The sequence below is a fragment of the Cupriavidus sp. HY129 genome, from assembly GCF_059492215.1.
Genome location: NZ_CP083254.1, coordinates 1,180,205 through 1,196,660, shown reverse-complemented (window position 1 = coordinate 1,196,660; position 16,456 = coordinate 1,180,205). Strand labels below are relative to the sequence as shown.

General features: G+C 64.4%; 16 protein-coding genes. 9 read left to right on the top strand and 7 right to left on the bottom strand.

Annotation, left to right across the window (positions count from 1 at the left end):
• Positions 1 to 176: 176 nt before the first annotated feature.
• The 4 genes from tilS to cysS form a co-directional block, all read right to left on the bottom strand.
• Positions 177 to 1,676 (bottom strand): tRNA lysidine(34) synthetase TilS, encoded by a 1,500-nt coding sequence (tilS, locus tag K6G35_RS05565; protein ID WP_495676176.1) that lies wholly within the window; start codon positions 1,674 to 1,676, stop codon positions 177 to 179.
• On the bottom strand, positions 1,642 to 2,613 hold the full coding sequence (locus K6G35_RS05560) for an acetyl-CoA carboxylase carboxyltransferase subunit alpha (protein ID WP_008644552.1): 972 nt from the start codon (positions 2,611 to 2,613) through the stop codon (positions 1,642 to 1,644). Before K6G35_RS05560 ends, tilS begins: the two co-directional genes overlap by 35 nt.
• Before the next feature lie 147 nt (positions 2,614 to 2,760).
• Positions 2,761 to 3,546 (bottom strand): DNA-3-methyladenine glycosylase family protein, encoded by a 786-nt coding sequence (locus tag K6G35_RS05555; RefSeq protein ID WP_035881810.1) that lies wholly within the window; start codon positions 3,544 to 3,546, stop codon positions 2,761 to 2,763.
• The gene (gene cysS / locus K6G35_RS05550) at positions 3,543 to 4,931 is read right to left on the bottom strand and encodes a cysteine--tRNA ligase (RefSeq protein WP_024569174.1); all 1,389 of its coding nucleotides are present in this window, start codon (positions 4,929 to 4,931) and stop codon (positions 3,543 to 3,545) included. The genes K6G35_RS05555 and cysS overlap by 4 nt, the downstream gene beginning before the upstream one ends.
• Before the next feature lie 211 nt (positions 4,932 to 5,142).
• Between cysS and K6G35_RS05545 the strand changes: the two genes are divergently transcribed.
• From K6G35_RS05545 to K6G35_RS05530, 4 genes are all read left to right on the top strand, one after another.
• Positions 5,143 to 5,874 carry a tetratricopeptide repeat protein gene (locus K6G35_RS05545; RefSeq protein ID WP_286880218.1) on the top strand — a complete coding sequence of 244 codons (732 nt, stop codon included), beginning with the start codon at positions 5,143 to 5,145 and terminating at the stop codon, positions 5,872 to 5,874.
• Between the two features lie 81 nt (positions 5,875 to 5,955).
• Complete coding sequence (locus K6G35_RS05540; RefSeq protein WP_186425259.1) at positions 5,956 to 6,564, top strand: peptidylprolyl isomerase; 609 nt, start codon at positions 5,956 to 5,958, stop codon at positions 6,562 to 6,564.
• A 54-nt stretch (positions 6,565 to 6,618) separates the two neighbouring features.
• Positions 6,619 to 7,119, top strand: a complete 501-nt coding sequence (locus tag K6G35_RS05535; RefSeq protein ID WP_008647781.1) for a peptidylprolyl isomerase — start codon at positions 6,619 to 6,621, stop codon at positions 7,117 to 7,119.
• 68 nt (positions 7,120 to 7,187) lie between these two features.
• A complete protein-coding gene (locus K6G35_RS05530; protein WP_035881806.1) occupies positions 7,188 to 7,979 on the top strand; it encodes a UDP-2,3-diacylglucosamine diphosphatase in 792 nt (263 codons plus the stop codon).
• A gap of 48 nt (positions 7,980 to 8,027) precedes the next feature.
• Here K6G35_RS05530 and cysE read toward each other — a convergent pair whose 3' ends face one another.
• Both cysE and K6G35_RS05520 read right to left on the bottom strand, forming a co-directional pair.
• A complete protein-coding gene (gene cysE, locus K6G35_RS05525; protein ID WP_008647777.1) occupies positions 8,028 to 8,771 on the bottom strand; it encodes a serine O-acetyltransferase in 744 nt (247 codons plus the stop codon).
• 333 nt (positions 8,772 to 9,104) lie between these two features.
• Positions 9,105 to 9,950, bottom strand: a complete 846-nt coding sequence (locus tag K6G35_RS05520; RefSeq protein ID WP_234706953.1) for an RNA methyltransferase — start codon at positions 9,948 to 9,950, stop codon at positions 9,105 to 9,107.
• Between the two features lie 251 nt (positions 9,951 to 10,201).
• On the opposite strand from K6G35_RS05520, the gene K6G35_RS05515 reads away from it, so the two are divergent.
• From K6G35_RS05515 to K6G35_RS05495, 5 genes are all read left to right on the top strand, one after another.
• A complete protein-coding gene (locus tag K6G35_RS05515) occupies positions 10,202 to 11,023 on the top strand; it encodes an inositol monophosphatase family protein (RefSeq protein WP_008647768.1) in 822 nt (273 codons plus the stop codon).
• A gap of 202 nt (positions 11,024 to 11,225) precedes the next feature.
• Positions 11,226 to 11,405, top strand: coding sequence for a type II toxin-antitoxin system HicA family toxin (locus tag K6G35_RS05510; RefSeq protein ID WP_008647766.1), 180 nt, complete (start codon positions 11,226 to 11,228; stop codon positions 11,403 to 11,405).
• A gap of 29 nt (positions 11,406 to 11,434) precedes the next feature.
• Positions 11,435 to 11,839 (top strand): type II toxin-antitoxin system HicB family antitoxin, encoded by a 405-nt coding sequence (locus tag K6G35_RS05505; protein ID WP_008647764.1) that lies wholly within the window; start codon positions 11,435 to 11,437, stop codon positions 11,837 to 11,839.
• Positions 11,840 to 12,165: 326 nt separating this feature from the next.
• Positions 12,166 to 14,778 carry a DNA mismatch repair protein MutS gene (gene mutS, locus K6G35_RS05500; protein WP_035881901.1) on the top strand — a complete coding sequence of 871 codons (2,613 nt, stop codon included), beginning with the start codon at positions 12,166 to 12,168 and terminating at the stop codon, positions 14,776 to 14,778.
• Positions 14,775 to 15,827, top strand: coding sequence for a hypothetical protein (locus K6G35_RS05495; RefSeq protein ID WP_495676175.1), 1,053 nt, complete (start codon positions 14,775 to 14,777; stop codon positions 15,825 to 15,827). The genes mutS and K6G35_RS05495 overlap by 4 nt, the downstream gene beginning before the upstream one ends.
• A gap of 94 nt (positions 15,828 to 15,921) precedes the next feature.
• On the opposite strand, the gene K6G35_RS05490 is transcribed toward K6G35_RS05495, so the two are convergent.
• Entirely contained in the window at positions 15,922 to 16,455 is a 534-nt protein-coding gene (locus K6G35_RS05490; protein WP_008650061.1) for an FKBP-type peptidyl-prolyl cis-trans isomerase, read from the bottom strand.
• Position 16,456: the final 1 nt, after the last annotated feature.

Here is a 16,456-nt window from a genome sequence, read left to right as displayed (position 1 = left end):
TCTTATCGACGCCAGCGATTGTGCAAAGCACATGAAATTACACGAAGAGTGGCTGCCCGTAAAGGCCAAAGGGGGTAAAACCGGCAAGAACATCGCAGATTTTGCATCATTTTCTTGTGAAAATAATTCACAAGCCGAAATGATACTGTCCCCATTTTTTGCCGGAAACCGGGAGATTAACCGCGCAGATCGGGCCGCGCGAGCCACTCCACGCGCCACCGCGGGGCATGTGGCGCATCGTTGGGCCAGCGACGATGCATGCCCAAACCAGCCGCCAGGACCAGCACATCGGCACTCCATAGCAGCGGCAGATGCGCTCGCCGCCATGCGGGAATATCCGCCTCCTGATAGGCCTGTTTCAGCGCTCGCGCCGGGCCGCCCGGACGCAGGACGATGCGCTCGCCCCCCGCCCTGCCAGCCAACCTCAACGGCACGCGCAGCACGGACTCGGGCACGCCAAAGGTGTCATCACGCTCGAAGCGCAGTTCGCCACGCCATGCCGGCACGACAATGCGCGATTCGCCGCGCCACTCGAACGCAAACGGCGCCGGCATTCCAGCGGGCACGGCTGGGCAGGCCAGCAGCCGGTCACGGAAACGTCGTAGCACCAGGCCATCGTGCGCGATGGCCGGCTCGCCACCTTGATGCTGGATGAGTTGGGCCCGCATCGCGGCCAGGCGCGCCGTCGACGGCGGCTGGGTGCCGAGATCGCGCAGCCAGTGGCGAAGCACGGCATCCGCGTGCTCGGATGGCAAGGCGCGCAGGCCCGCGAGATCAAGTTCTGAAATGGTGTCGGCATCGCGCCCCGCGCAGACCAGCGAAGCCAGCGATTGCGCGGCCAGCGCATCGAGCATGCCGGCGGCCTGTGCGAAATGCGTGGCGGCCTGGGCCACGTTCTCATAGAGGGCCGGAAACGCCTGTAATAGTGCAGGCAATTGCGCGCGCAGCGCATTGCGCGCGAAACGCGTGTCCGCGTTCGAAGGATCGTCGATCCAGCGCAACCCCTGCCGCGCGCAGTAATCATCGATCTCGGCGCGTGTCACACCGAGCCATGGGCGCACCAGTTGAATGTCGCCCCGTTCATCGAGCGGGCGTCGCGTGGGCATTCCAGCCATGCCGGCCACACCCGTTCCACGGAACAGCCGCAGCAGCACGGTTTCCACCTGATCGTCACGATGATGCGCGAACAGCAGCAGCCGCGCGCCCTGCTCGCGACACATGCGACCCAGCGCCTCATGGCGAGCGCGCCGCGCCGCAGCCTCTATGCCCTCGCCCGTCGCCGCCTGCACCGTCACGCGCGCGCTGACCAAGGGCACTTGCAGATCACCGCACAGCGCGGCGCAGAATCGGTCCCAGTCATCGGCCTGCGCCTGCAGGCCATGGTGCACGTGCAGCGCCACCAGACGCGCAAGCGGCCACGTGGCGGCCAGGGCTTCTCGCGTGGCATGGAGCAGCGCCACGGAGTCGCGGCCACCTGACAGCGCCACCGCGACGGTCACGGGCTGCCTGTCGGCGGCCAGTTGGCCACCAGTCTCCAACCGCCTCTCGCCAGAAACAACAAAGGCCGCACTGGCCTGTAGAGCCTGTGCGACCTTGTCGGTCAGACGCGCGATCAGTTGCGTCGAATTCCCTGCGCTCACATCACTCCTGGGCGCCGGTTTCCTTGAACTTGCCATAGGCCATCAGTCGCTCGTGACGACGCGCCTGCAGTTCCTTGACGCTCATGCCCTGGAACTGGCGCAGCGATTCGGCCAGTGAGCGCTTGAGCATCGTCGCCATGCCCTTCGCATCGCGATGCGCGCCACCCAGCGGCTCGCTCACGATCTTGTCGATCAGGCCCAGCGCCTTCAGTCGGTGAGCAGTCAGACCCAGTGCCTCGGCAGCTTCAGGCGCCTTCTCGGCAGTCTTCCAGAGAATCGACGCGCAGCCTTCCGGCGAAATCACTGCGTAGGTTGCGAACTGGAGCATCTGCACCACGTCGCCGACGGCGATCGCCAGTGCGCCACCCGAACCGCCTTCGCCGATGATCGTCGCAATCAGGGGCACCTTCAGGCCAGCCATGACATAAAGGTTGTGGCCGATGGCCTCGGACTGGCCACGCTCTTCGGCATCGATGCCCGGGAATGCGCCCGGCGTGTCGACGAACGTGAAGATCGGCAGGCCGAACTTGTCGGCCAGTTCCATCAGGCGCTTGGCCTTGCGGTAACCCTCGGGCTTGGACATGCCGAAGTTGCGCAGCGCGCGTTCCTTCGTGTCACGGCCCTTCTGATGACCGATCACCATGCAAGCCTGGCCGTTGAAGCGCGCCAGACCGCCCACGATCGACAGATCGTCGGCAAACGCACGGTCGCCGTGCAGTTCATGGAAGTCGGTGAAGATCTCGCGCACATAGTCCAGCGTGTACGGACGCTGCGGATGGCGCGCGATCTGTGCCACCTGCCACGGGGTCAGGTTGGCGTAGATGTCCTTGGTCAGCTGCTGGCTCTTGCCGGCCAGCCGGGAAATCTCTTCGGAAATATCGACAGCCGAGTCGTCCTGCACAAAACGCAGTTCTTCGATCTTTGCCTCGAGCTCGGCAATCGGCTGCTCGAAATCCAGGAAGGTGGTTTTCATAAAAACGCGGACCTGTCTGTGAAGGGGCGCATTCTACCGGAAAAAATACCGTTTCCGACCGCCCAGGAAGTTGATTTCTACGCACAAAACGCAGAAATTAACGCCGTTTTTGCTCCAAATTTACCCTACCGCACTCCTGCCGTATTCCTAATACGTCACTGGCAGGGGGTCCAGACTGCGCCACATGTACCACGTCGCCACCGTTCGCCACGGCTCCCAGTTGGCGGCCACCTCGCGTGCCTCACTACGTGTCACCGGTTCGCCGCTGAAGTAGTTGGTGGAGATCGCGTTGATCAGCCCGACATCGTCGAGCGGCAGCACGTTGGGTCGCATCAGATTGAACATCAGGAACATCTCCGCCGTCCAGCGTCCGATGCCGCGGATCTGGGTCAACTCGGCGATCACCGCCTCGTCGTCCATCGCCACCCATTCCTTGACGTGCACGCGCCCCGCCTTGAAGTGGTCGGCCAGATCAATGATGTACTCCGCCTTGCGCTTCGACAACCCGCAGCCAGCCAACTCCTCGGGCCCGGATTTCAGGAACTGCGCCGGTGTCAGACGCGGGCACATGGCGGCGAGCCGCTCCCAGACCGATTGCGCGGCCTTCACCGATATCTGCTGGCCGACGATCGAGCGCGCCAGCGTGACGAACGGATCGCCACGCGACACCAGATGTGCCGGACCATAGGTAGGAATCATCTTGCGCAGGATGCGGTCGCGCTTCATCAGGTCGGCACACGCCTCATCCCAATAAGCGGGCCGCACGGCGTCGACGACGGTTTCGACCGGCAGCGGTACCGCATCCACCTCGGGCAGGTTCGATTTGCGGGGCTTGCCGCCGGCCTTTGGCGCGACCTTGGCGGCGGCCTTCCCCGCCACCGGCTTCGGCTGGGCAGGTGCAACCGCCTTCGGCTTGCGCGCGGCAGCGTTCAAGCACGCCTCCACTCGGTGGCACCACCTGGCTTGTCTTCCAGCACCACGCCGGCTTCGAGCAATTCGGCGCGAATGCGGTCGGCCTCGGCGAAATTGCGTGCGGCCTTGGCGGCACGGCGGGCCGCGATTTGCGCTTCGATCTGCTCGCCGCTCAGGCTGCCGGCGACATGACCACCTTGCAGGAACGTGTGCGGATCGCGCTCAAGCAGACCCAGCGTGCCGCCGAGCGCCTTGAGTTGATGCGCCGCGGCCACGGAACCTGTGCGATTGACCTCGCTGGCCAGGTCGAACAGCACCGACATGGCGATTGGCGTGTTGAAGTCATCGTTCATCGCTTCGGCAAAGCGCTTCGCGTGAGACTCTTCCCAATCCACCGCGCAACCGCCGGGCTGCGTTTCCTTGAGCGCCGTATACAGGCGCGTCAGTGCGTGGCGTGCGTCATCAAGGTGGGCATCGCTATAGTTCAGCGGGCTCCGATAGTGCGCACGCAGGATGAAGAAACGCACCACTTCGGCGTCGTACTCCTTGAGCACGTCACGGATCGTGAAGAAGTTGCCGAGCGATTTCGACATCTTTTCGTCATTCACACGTACGAAACCGTTGTGCATCCACATATTGACGAACGGCCTGCCGGAAGCTCCTTCCGATTGCGCGATCTCGTTCTCGTGGTGCGGGAACTGCAGGTCGGCGCCGCCGCCGTGAATATCGAAATGCTCGCCGAGCAGCGTGCAGCTCATGGCCGAGCATTCGATATGCCAGCCCGGACGGCCGCTGCCCCACTTCGAGTCCCACTTGCTTTCGGGCGGCTCGGTTGCCTTGGCCGACTTCCACAGTACGAAGTCGAGCGGATCCTGCTTGGCATCGTTGGCATTGACACGCTCGCCGGCGCGCAGGTCTTCCAGCGACTTGCCCGACAGCTTGCCGTAGCCCGGGAACTTGCGCACCGAGTAGTTCACGTCGCCGTCCGTCGCCTGGTAGGCCAGGCCTTTGGCTTCGAGTTTCTCGATGATATTGAGCATCTGCGGCACGTATTCGGTCGCGCGCGGCTCATAGTCGGGACGGATCACGCCCAGCGCCGTGGCATCCTCGTGCATGTACTGGATGAAACGCGTGGTGAGCTGACCGATCGTCTCGCCGTTCTCCGCGGCGCGACGAATGATCTTGTCATCGATATCCGTGATGTTCTGGACGTACGTCACGTCGTACCCGGCGGCGCGCAGCCAGCGGTGCACCATATCGAACACCACCATCACCCGCGCATGGCCAACGTGACAGTAGTCGTACACGGTCATGCCGCACACATACATGCGGACCTTGCCGGGTTCGATGGGCACGAAAGGCTGCTTTTCACGCGCGAGCGTGTTGTAGATGTTCAATTGCTGCATGAAGCGGATGTGAGTGGATACGGCGTCGATGACATCGAGCGAGGCTGTCGCGCGCTGACAAGCATGTCGATGGCGCGCGAGCCCCATATCTTACCGGAAGCCATCAACGGCGGCCGGACGCGCTGCCGACAATGTCACGCGAACTTGCGGCCTGTGCTCCACGCCCCGCCGCTTTGTTAGAATGCCGCGGAGTATAACGGACCGCCCTTACATGAGCCTGCCTCTGCCCATCCAGACCATTGCTTCGCCCCGCCGTGGCGGACCCCTTTCCGCGCTGGCAAGCGCGCTGGCGATGGCCGCCGCGCTGAGCGCCGCGCCAGCGTTCGCGCAGAACGGGCCGCTTTCGCTGACGCCGCCACCGGCCGCGCCGACCGGGCCCCAATCGGCGGACCCCGGCATGAAGCCCGCGCAGAAGGCGGCCAATGAGAAGCGCTATGACGACGCCATCGCCGGGTTCGACCGCGTGCTGGCCGACAACCCGCGCAATGCGCAGGCTCGATTCCAGCGTGCATGGGCAATGGCCAAGGCCGGCCGCGAGGACGATGCGATCAAGGCCTTTGCCGAAATGGCGCAGGATTTCCCCGAACTGCCGGAGCCGCACAATAACCTGGCGCTGCTGTACGCGAAACGCGGCGACCTGAAGCGTGCGGAGGCCGAACTGCTGCTGGCCATCGAGGCCCGGCCCGACTACGCGCTCTCCTATAGCAACCTGGGCGATGTCTATCGGGCCCTGGCCGTCCAGGCCTATGGCGACGCAACGCGCCGCAACCCCGGCGACAAGCGCGCGGCCGCGAGCCTGCGCGAACTGCAGCCGGCCGCCGCATCCGCGCCATCCGCCATGCCCGCCCCGGCATCGGGCGCCTCGGCGATCAAGGGCATGGGCAAGGCAAAGCCACCCGTGTCGCCGGTTACCCCGCCCGCCAGCGCGCCCGACGCACGCTGAACTCGCACAGTATTCAACGCCTCATCCGGCGACGTCCAAGTGACGTTGCCGACTGCCAGACCTGCAACCCGGAGTCCAGACATGACCCTTTCCCGCCGCATCGTCCTGACCGGCCTGATGGCCGCCGCCACTGCCCTGTCTCCGCTGGCCGCAATGGCCCAGGGCGCCAGCCCCGCCACCGCCGCGCCGAAGACCGAGCGCGTGCAGTTCGTGACGAGCGCCGGCAAGTTCACTATCGAGTTGTACCCCGATGCCGCCCCGAAGACCGTGGCCAATTTCATGGGCTACGTAAAAAGCGGCTTTTATGCCGGCACGATCTTCCATCGCGTGATCAACGGTTTCATGGTCCAGGGCGGCGGCTTCGACCGGGACATGAAGGAAAAACCAACGCTGGCGCCGATCCCGCTGGAATCGCAGAACGGCCTGAAGAACAAGGCCGGGACCGTCGCCATGGCTCGCACGTCGAACCCGAACTCGGCAGCCGCCCAGTTCTTCGTCAATGTGGTGGATAATCCGAACCTCGACTACCCGCAGCCGGACGGCAATGGATACGCCGTCTTTGGCAAGGTGGTAGAGGGCATGGACACGATCGACAAGATCAAGACCACACCGACCACCGCGTATGGCGCCATGCGCAACGTGCCTGCCGCGCCGATCGTGATCGAGTCGGCCACCGTGGTCACCAAGTGACCCCAGGCAACCCCGAATACAATCGTCATCGCATCATCGAACAGAGGTAACCCCATGAGCAAGGTACAACTCCAAACCACGCAAGGCGCCATCGTCATCGAACTGGACGCCGAGAAGGCCCCGAAGACGGTCGAGAACTTCCTGTCGTACGTGCGCAAGGGCCACTATGACAACACGGTCTTCCACCGCGTCATCAAGAACTTCATGATCCAGGGCGGCGGTTTCGAGCCGGGCATGAAGCAAAAGGATACCGATGCGCCGATCGAGAACGAAGCCGGCAACGGCCTGAAGAACGACCGCTACACGGTTGCCATGGCCCGCACCAACGCGCCGCACTCGGCCACGGCCCAGTTCTTCATCAACGTGGTGGACAACGACTTCCTGAACTTCAGCTCGCCCACGCCGCAAGGCTTCGGCTATGCCGTGTTCGGCAAGGTCGTGGAAGGCACCGACGTGATCGACGCCATCAAGGGCGTGCGCACCGGCAGCTCGGGCTTCCATCAGGACGTGCCGCTCGAGGACGTCGTGATCGAGAAGGCCACGATTGTCGAGTAATCGCGTTTAACGTCGATTCGAACGACAGGCGGCATGCCGCTCGTGGTGAATACAGACATCCGGACCGCATGACCGCTCCCACCCGCACGCCGGTGGCCGCCCCGATCGAGGTGCAGGCGCCGGCGTGGTTCATTTCCGATCTCCACCTGACGGCGGACATGCCGCGCACGCTGGCGGCCTTCCACCGCGTGCTCGCTCGTGCGGCGCAGGATGCGCGCGCGCTGTTCATCCTGGGGGACTTTTTCGAGTTCTGGGTAGGGGACGAGGAAACCGACTCGCCGTTCGCGGCCGAGGTTGCCGCCGCGCTGCGCCGGCTTGCAGATGCCGGCGTGCCGGTCTATCTGATGCACGGCAATCGTGATTTCCTGCTTGGCCGTCGATTCGCGGCCAGGGCGGGCGCGACGCTGCTGCCGGACCCATCGGTGATCGCCTGTGCTGGCCATCGCGTGGCGCTCAGCCACGGTGACATGCTGTGCACGGACGACGAGCGCTACATGCGCTTTCGCCACTGGACACGCAAGGGCTGGGTACAGCGGCTGTTCCTGCTGCTGCCGCTCGGCACGCGGCTGTCGATCGCCCGACGCCTTCGTTCGGACAGCGAGGCCGGGCGCACGCGCCAGGACATCGACGCGGTGCCGGTCACCTATGGCGATGCAGCACCGGACGCCGTCAACGCACTGCTCGCCTCGAGCGGGGCCGGCACGCTGGTGCACGGCCACACGCACCGTCCCGCACGCCACACACACGAAGCCGGCGAGCGCTGGGTGCTGACGGATTGGGACCTCGACGGCCGCCATCCACGGGCCGCCGTGCTCCAGCTCGACGACACCGGCTTCCGCGTGCTGCCGCAGGTCGACTGACGATGCCGGGCTCGCGCCGACCGCCACGCCGACCGGCGTGTGCCTCCACTACTTCATCAGCTTGCGCAGCTCGCTCGCGTCGAAGCGGCCGTTTGGCGTGTTCTCGAGATGCTCGCCGAGCCGGTCGAGCGCGGCCAGCACGGCCTCGATGCGGTCATGTTGCCTGGCCGCGTTGTCGATCAGGCTCTTGAGCGCCAGCGACACGGGATCGTCCGCGTTCGGCGTGATGCCGTAGGCCGAGAACTCCTGCTTCGCGCCCTGCTGCGTGGAAGGCGCATCGGGCATGATGATGCGAGCCGGAATCCCCACCGCCGTCGCACCAGGCGGCACAGGCTTCAGCACCACGGCATTCGACCCAACGCGCGCGCCCGCGCCCACCTCGAAGCCGCCGAGCACCTTGGCGCCTGCGCTCACCACCACGCCGACGCCCAGCGTCGGATGGCGTTTCTGGCCCTTGTACAGCGACGTGCCGCCCAACGTCACACCCTGGTAAATCGTGCAATCGTCGCCAATTTCGGCGGTTTCGCCGATCACCACGCCCATGCCATGATCGATGAACACGCGACGGCCCAGCTTGACCGCCGGGTGGATCTCGATCCCGGTCAGGAAGCGGGACCAGTGCGAGATCCAGCGCCCCAGCCAGTGAAATCCACCCCGCCAGCACGCATTGGCCACGCGGTGAAACATTACGGCGTGCAGCCCGGGATAGCAGGTCAGGACTTCCAGACGGCTGCGCGCGGCGGGGTCGCGCAGCATGATCGTGTCGATATCTTCCTTCAGGCGAGTGAACATCTTCTTCGTGTCGTGTTGCCGCAGCGTGCGCCGTTCATGGAACTGGTCGCCGCCGAGGTCATTGGCCGGTACTGAGCAGTCGGTGTGTGTGGGGGGACGGCTCTGGCGCGAGACAGCGAGTGTAAGAGATTTGCGCGCCTGCCGCCCCGCCCTGACGACGTCAGGGCTTCTTGGAAAGCCGCCTCAGAACGAGTCTGAAACGACGTCCCGGGTCAGCACCAGGCTCAACATCGTTCCGGCAAATGCGCGCACGCACGCCCCACCACCGGGCGACCAGACGCCGCGCCACGGATGAGGCCTTGCATGATGTACGCCGGGAAAATCGCCACGGAACTAGTCTTCCTTGTTGTCGTCGTGCTTTGCATCGCCCGTCAGCAGCATGCGCTTGGCGATGCCACGCAGGATGTTCACTTCCTCGCGCTCCAGGCCGGTCCGCGCGAACAACCGGCGCAGGCGCGGCATCAGCTTGCGCGGATTCGCCGGGTCCAGAAAGCCGATCGCCGCCAGCCCGGCCTGAAGGTGGCCAAACATCGCCTCGATCTGCTCGGTGTTGGCGGGGTCACCAGCATAGCCGATATCGCCAGCGACGTCCGGGAGCCCGCCGGCCGTTTCCTGCGCCTCTAGCAAGGCCAGCCGCATCTCATAGGCGATGAGCTGCACGGCCTGGGCCAGGTTGAGAGAGGCGTAAGCCGGATTGGCAGGGATATGCGTCACGGCCGAACAGCGCAATACCGCGTCGTTCGGCAAGCCGAAGCGCTCATTACCGAATACGAAGGCGACCGTGGTAGCGGGGTCCGCCTCCAGCACCGACCGCGCCTTGGCCACGGCGGCGCGCGGTAACAGCCTCGGCGGCCCGAATTCGCGCTGCCGGGCGGTCATGGCGACGGTAAAGGCCGTACCAGCCAGCGCGGCCTCGATGCTGTCGACGATCGTGGCGCTGGCCAGCACATCATCGGCACCACTGGCCATCGCGACGGCATCGGGATGCGACACGACTCCCTGCTCGCGCGGCGAGACCAGCACCAGGCTCCCCGGCACGTGCCCGAAGCCCATCGTCTTGATCGCCCGCGCGACCGAGCCCACGTTGCCGGGGTGACTGGTTTCCACCAGCACCACACGCACATGCGCGAAAATGTCTGAAAGATCACTTGCGGCGGCGCCGTTCGGGATCGGATCCATCTGAGAGTTCAAGACTTCGGTCATCCGGAGCGTCCCGCCCGTCTCGATCGAGGTTGTCGACTCGTGCGAGAGGCCAGGTTCCTATACAATGCTGCCTTCCAATTGCGGTGCGGCGCCTCACATGGCGACGCACCCCGTTCTTCTACAATTCGTTGTGTTGTCTGGCGGCCCCGGCAGCCCGCGCGATTCGCCCTTGTTTCTGTGGCGTCCCATGTCGCGTCGTGGCGCGGTTGCCCCGCCTGGAGAAATTCATGCATCCGATGCTCAATATCGCCGTCAAGGCGGCCCGCAAGGCGGGGTCCATCATCAATCGCGCGTCGATCGACGTCGACTTGGTGCGCGTTTCGCGCAAACAACACAACGATTTCGTCACTGAAGTCGATCGCGCGGCCGAAGCGGCCATCATCGAGATCATCCGCACCGCCTACCCCGAGCACGCCATTCTAGCGGAAGAGTCCGGTCAGTCCTGGGCCGACGGCGAAGAACAGAGCGAATTCACCTGGGTCATCGACCCGCTGGACGGCACCACGAACTTCATCCACGGCTTTCCGCAATACGCGGTCTCGATCGGCCTGCTGCACAAGGGCGTGCCGTCGCAAGCCGTGGTCTATGACCCGACCCGCGACGAACTGTTCACCGCAAGCAAGGGCGCGGGCGCATTCCTGAACAACCGCCGCATCCGCGTCACGCGCCGCGACAAGCTGGCCGATTGCCTGATCGGCACCGGCTTCCCGTTCCGCGATCTGGAAGGCATGGACGAATACCTGGAAATGTTCGCGCTGATGACGCGTAGCTGCGCCGGTCTGCGCCGTCCGGGTGCCGCCGCCCTGGACTTGGCCTACGTCGCCTGCGGCCGTCTGGATGGTTTCTTCGAGCGCGGCCTCAAGCCGTGGGACATGGCTGCCGGCATGCTGCTGATTACTGAGGCTGGCGGTCTGGTCGGCAACTACGCCGGAGAATCGCGCCAGATGGAACAGGGTGAAGTGCTGGCCGGCAACCCGAAGGCCTTCGCGCAGATGGTTCGCCTGCTGGCCCCCTTCTCGCTCGACAACGCGAAGCCCACCGCAGTCTGATCCTTAGCTAGCCCCCAGGCTGCCTCCAAACAGGCGCCATCGGAGAGATCCGACGGCGCCTGTTTCGTTTTGCGCACTTTCTTTCAGAATCTCGCCCGGGATTTTCCGATTCACCCGCCATAAAGTTACTCGCGACACACAAGTTTACTTGCGCCCCCAACACCGTGTGTAGACTTACACACGGATCACCCAGGGCTCGAAATTGCACTCGTCCACGTTGATCCGATTGCTCGAACAGAAGGGGTGGAAGCTGGTGCGCACGCATGGCAGTCATTTCACCTTCAAACATCCGCAGCACATGCTGATTGGGACCGTGCCCCATCCAAAGAAGGATCTGCCGACAGGCACGGTCCGAAACATTCTGAGGACGGCCGGACTATAAGCGGCGCGCCGTGTACAAAGAGGAACGACATGGACTTTCCCATTGCCATTCACAAGGATGCGAATTCGGTCTACGGTGTGACGGTGCCCGATGTGGCGGGCTGTTACTCCGCCGGCGAATCCATCGAGGAAGCGGTCCGCAATGCACGCGAGGCCATCACGACTCACGTGGTGGCACTGCTCTCCCTTGGCGAGGAGGTTGTTCTGAAAGCGACGCCGATCGGCACGCTGATGGCCCAACCGGAGTACGCAGGCGCGATCTGGGCACTGGCCGACATCGACATGAGCAAGCTCGACGCGCGCCCTGAGCGAATCAATATCAGCCTGCCTCGCTTCGTATTGCACAAGATCGACATGTTCGTGGAACGTCGCCACGAAACCCGGAGCGGGTTCCTCGCGCGCGTCGCGCTGGACGCCATCGCGGGCAGCGTCTGAGTCCAGAACGGAAAATCCCAGCAAAAATGAGAATCCGGCACGAAGCCGAGGTGTGGGGTCGCAGTAAAATGCACCTTTGCGCCGTGCACGGGGTGGGCCTGTAATCCAGACGCCACCAGACCGCCGGCAACCGATACACCGGCGGCCCGGCACCTGCGCCGCTTGCCGCCCGAGAGGAATGCATGTCAGAAGCCCTATCCGTACCTGCCGCTGAAGGCGAGAACACCGTGACCGCGAGTGAATCGCCCGACCTTGCCGCGACTTCCGCCAGGGCCGAGAAAGTCGGCAAACAGGAAAAGCCAGAGAAAGCCGAGAAGCAGTCGCCCATGATGCAGCAGTACCACCGCATCAAGGCCGACCACCCGGACACGCTCCTTTTCTACCGGATGGGTGACTTCTATGAGCTATTCCATGACGACGCCGAGAAGGCCGCGCGATTGCTCGACATCACGCTGACCGCGCGCGGCCAGTCTGGCGGTGTGCCAATCCGCATGGCCGGGATCCCATTCCATTCGGCAGACCAGTATCTGGCGCGCCTGGTAAAGCTTGGCGAATCCGTGGCTATCTGCGAACAGATTGGTGACCCAGCGACCAGCAAGGGCCCGGTCGAGCGCAAAGTGGTGCGCATCGTTACGCCCGGCACGCTGACCGATGCCGCCCTGCTGCCGGACAAGTCCGACACGTTCCTGCTGGCCGTGCACCAGCAGACCACACGCCGCGGCGTCGGCAAGACGGGCCTGGCATGGCTGAACCTGGCCAGTGGCGAACTGCGACTCATGGAGTGCGACGCCGCGCAGTTGTCCCGCGAACTCGAGCGTATCCGCCCCGCGGAGGTGCTGTACACCGACGGCATGGACCTGCCGGCGCTGACATGCGCGCGCACCCGGTTGCCGGAATGGCACTTTGACCAGGAAGCCGGTACTCGCCGCCTGCGCGAACAGATCGGCGTGGCCAGCCTGGAGCCGTTCGGCTGCTCGGGCCTGGGAGCCGCCCTCGGCGCTGCCGGCGCGCTGCTCAACTATGCGGCCACTACGCAAGGCCAGTCTCTGCGGCACGTGCAGGGCGTCACCGTCGAGCGGGAATCCGAATTTGTCGGCCTCGATTCGGCTACACGCCGCAACCTCGAACTGACCGAGACGCTGCGTGGCACCGAATCGCCAACGCTCTTCTCGCTGCTCGACACATGCGCGACGACGATGGGCAGCCGCGCGCTGCGCCACTGGCTGCATCATCCGTTGCGCGACCCGGCCCTGCCGCGAGCGCGTCAGCAGGCCATTGGGGCACTGATCACACAAGGGCCGGACGGCTTGCGTACCGTGCTGCGCAAGCTTGCCGACGTCGAGCGGATCACCGCGCGACTCGCGTTGCTGTCGGCACGTCCGCGCGATCTGTCCTCGCTGCGCGACACCCTGCGTGCCCTGCCCGATGTGCAGGCCGCCACGGTCAGTTCAGAGGATGCGCCGCTGCTGGCGCAGACCCTTGAGGAAATCGACATTCCACAGGACTGCCTGGAACTGCTGATCCGCGCCGTGGCGGATGAACCCTCAACGGTGATTCGCGACGGCGGCGTCATCGCGCGCGGCTACGACGGTGAGCTCGACGAACTGCGCGATATCTCGGAAAACTGCGGTCAATTCCTGATCGACCTCGAAACCCGGGAGCGCGAGCGCACAGGCATCACGAACCTGCGTGTCGAATACAACCGTGTTCATGGCTTCTATATCGAAGTCACCAACGGGCAGGCCGACAAGGTGCCCGACGACTATCGACGCCGGCAGACCCTCAAGAACGCCGAACGCTACATCACACCCGAACTGAAAGCGTTCGAGGACAAGGCGCTCTCGGCGCAGGATCGCGCGCTGGCTCGCGAGAAGCAGCTCTACGACGGTCTGCTGCAGGCCCTGCTGCCGCATATCGGCAGTCTGCGCCGCGTAGCCGGCGCGCTCGCCCGCCTCGACGTGCTTGCCACACTGGCCGAACGGGCGAAAACACTCGACTGGGTCCAGCCGGAGCGCGTCCACGAGAACGTCATCGACATCTCGCAGGGCCGCCATCCCGTCGTGGAAGGTCAACTGGCCGCGGAATCGATCGCGTTCATCGCAAACGACTGTCAGTTGAACGAGGCCCGCAAGCTGCTGCTGATCACCGGCCCGAACATGGGCGGTAAATCGACGTTCATGCGCCAGACCGCATTGATCGTTCTGCTGGCCTGCGTCGGCGCCTGGGTGCCGGCACGCCGTGCCGTGATCGGCCCGGTGGACCGCATCTTCACGCGTATTGGAGCCGCCGACGATCTGGCGGGCGGACGTTCGACCTTCATGGTCGAAATGACCGAGGCCGCAGCCATCCTGCACAACGCCACGCCATCCAGCCTTGTGCTGATGGATGAGATCGGCCGCGGTACTTCGACCTTCGACGGCCTCGCCCTCGCGTGGGCCATCGCGCGTCATCTGCTGTCCCACAACCGCAGCCACACACTGTTTGCCACCCATTATTTCGAGCTGACGCAACTGCCGGTCGAGTTCCCGCAGGCCGCCAACGTGCACCTGTCAGCCGTGGAGCATGGCGATGGCATCGTATTCCTGCACGCGGTGCAGGACGGTCCGGCCAGCCAGAGCTACGGGCTGCAGGTGGCCCAATTGGCGGGTGTTCCGCAACCGGTCATTCGCGCAGCACGCAAGCATCTCGCGTGGCTGGAAGAACAATCGGCGGACGCCACGCCCACGCCGCAGATGGATCTGTTCTCGGCGCAGTCTTCACCGTCCGCGGACGATGAAGATGAAGATCACAAATCGACGAGCCAATCCGCCGTGCCGCCCGCGCAGGCTGCCACGCTGGAAGCGCTGGCCGATCTCGACCCGGACAGCCTCTCGCCGCGAGAAGCGCTCGAGGCGCTGTACCGACTCAAGTCCATCTCGGAGACCGCGCGAACGGTATGACGGCACGCTTCCGGGGTCGAAGCTCGGCGGCCACTTGCCTGGCGGCCATTGCCTGCGCGTTGCTCGCGGTGCCGGCGCTCGCGCACGCTGCGCGGACGGGCAACGTTGCGCCGCCGCCAATGCCGACCGTGCAGATGACCCGGATTGCCCTGATTGCCGACACCCCGCAATGGCCAGCCGCGGAAGCGGACACCACTGCGCTGTTCGACATGATGAACGCGCAGCAGGTAGCGATGATCGTCCATGCTGGCGGCATCAAGGGTGATTCCGAATCCTGTGGTGACACCCTTCTCAACGCGCGGCTGCAGGTGCTCGACGATTCGCCCACACCGCTGCTCTACGTACCGGGCGAGACCGACTGGGCTGAGTGCCAGAAACCCTCAAACGGGAAGTTCGATGCCGTCGAGCGGCTCAACCGATTGCGGGAGCTGTTTTTCCCGCTCGACACCACGCTTGGGCGACGCACGTTGCCAGTGGTGCGTCAGTCGGACCAGGCGCTGTTCCGCAGCTATCGGGAAAACGTGCGGCTCGTCACCGGTGGCGTGATGCTGGTGGGCCTGAACCTGCCCGGCGATAACAACCACTATCGCATCGAGGGCGGGCGCAATGGCGAATTCGAGGATCGGCGCGAAGCCAACCGGCAATGGCTGGCCAGGGCATTCTCGGTTGCCGAGCAGCGCGATCTGCCCGGCATCGTGGTCATCGCGCACGCCGATCCGCTATTCGGGAACGGCTGGGAAAAACGGGGCAAGCCAAGCCTGCTGGACGCGTTCGTGCGCCACGGGGCACGCGACGGCTATCTTGAGTTCAAGCGTCAGCTTCGCGACCTGTCCTCGAAGTTCTCTGGCCAGGTGCTGCTGGTCCATGCAAGCGATAACGGCTTCAGCGTCGACAAGCCTTTACGCGACACGTCAGGGAAGATCGTTGCCAACTTCACGCGAGTCGCACTGCCCATTGGCGCTCCTTCGCGATGGACGGAGCTGACGATCACGCCAGGCACACGTTCGGTATTCCAGGTCCAGCTACAGGATGGGCCCAAGGGCAATTGATGCTCATCAACAAGAGGACAAAATGAAAAAGCCGGCAAATGCCGGCTTTTTCATTTTCGCGATGACCTATCGCGGATCGCTCGTGTTGTGAGACTCAGTGCAGCGTGCGAGGTGCCTCGCCTTCGCCGTCCTCGTCTTCGTCCACCACTTCAATGCCCGAAGCGCCGTGCGCGTGACCGTGCTCGACTTCCTCGCTCGTCGCCTCGCGGACTTCCGACACCTTCAGCCAGAAGCGCAGCGCCATGCCGGCCAGCGGGTGATTACCGTCGAGCACGACCTTGTCCTCGGCGACATCGGTCACCGTGTAGATGATCGAATCTTCGTCGTCACCGTCCTCGGGCACGCCCTCGAACTGCATGCCCACTTCGAGCGGCTCCGGGAAACGATCACGCGGCTCCACCTTCACGAGTTCGGCGTCGTAGTCGCCAAACGCCTCGTCCGGTTCCAACTGCAGCTCGGTCTCGAAGCCGGCGTCGTGGCCGTCCAGCGCTTCCTCGATCTTGGGGAACGTGCCATCATACCCGCCGTGCAAATAGACCATGGGCTCATCCGACTCTTCGATCAGATTGCCCTGCGCGTCCGACAGCTTATACACCACGGACACCACCGTATTCTTAGCGATTTTCAAT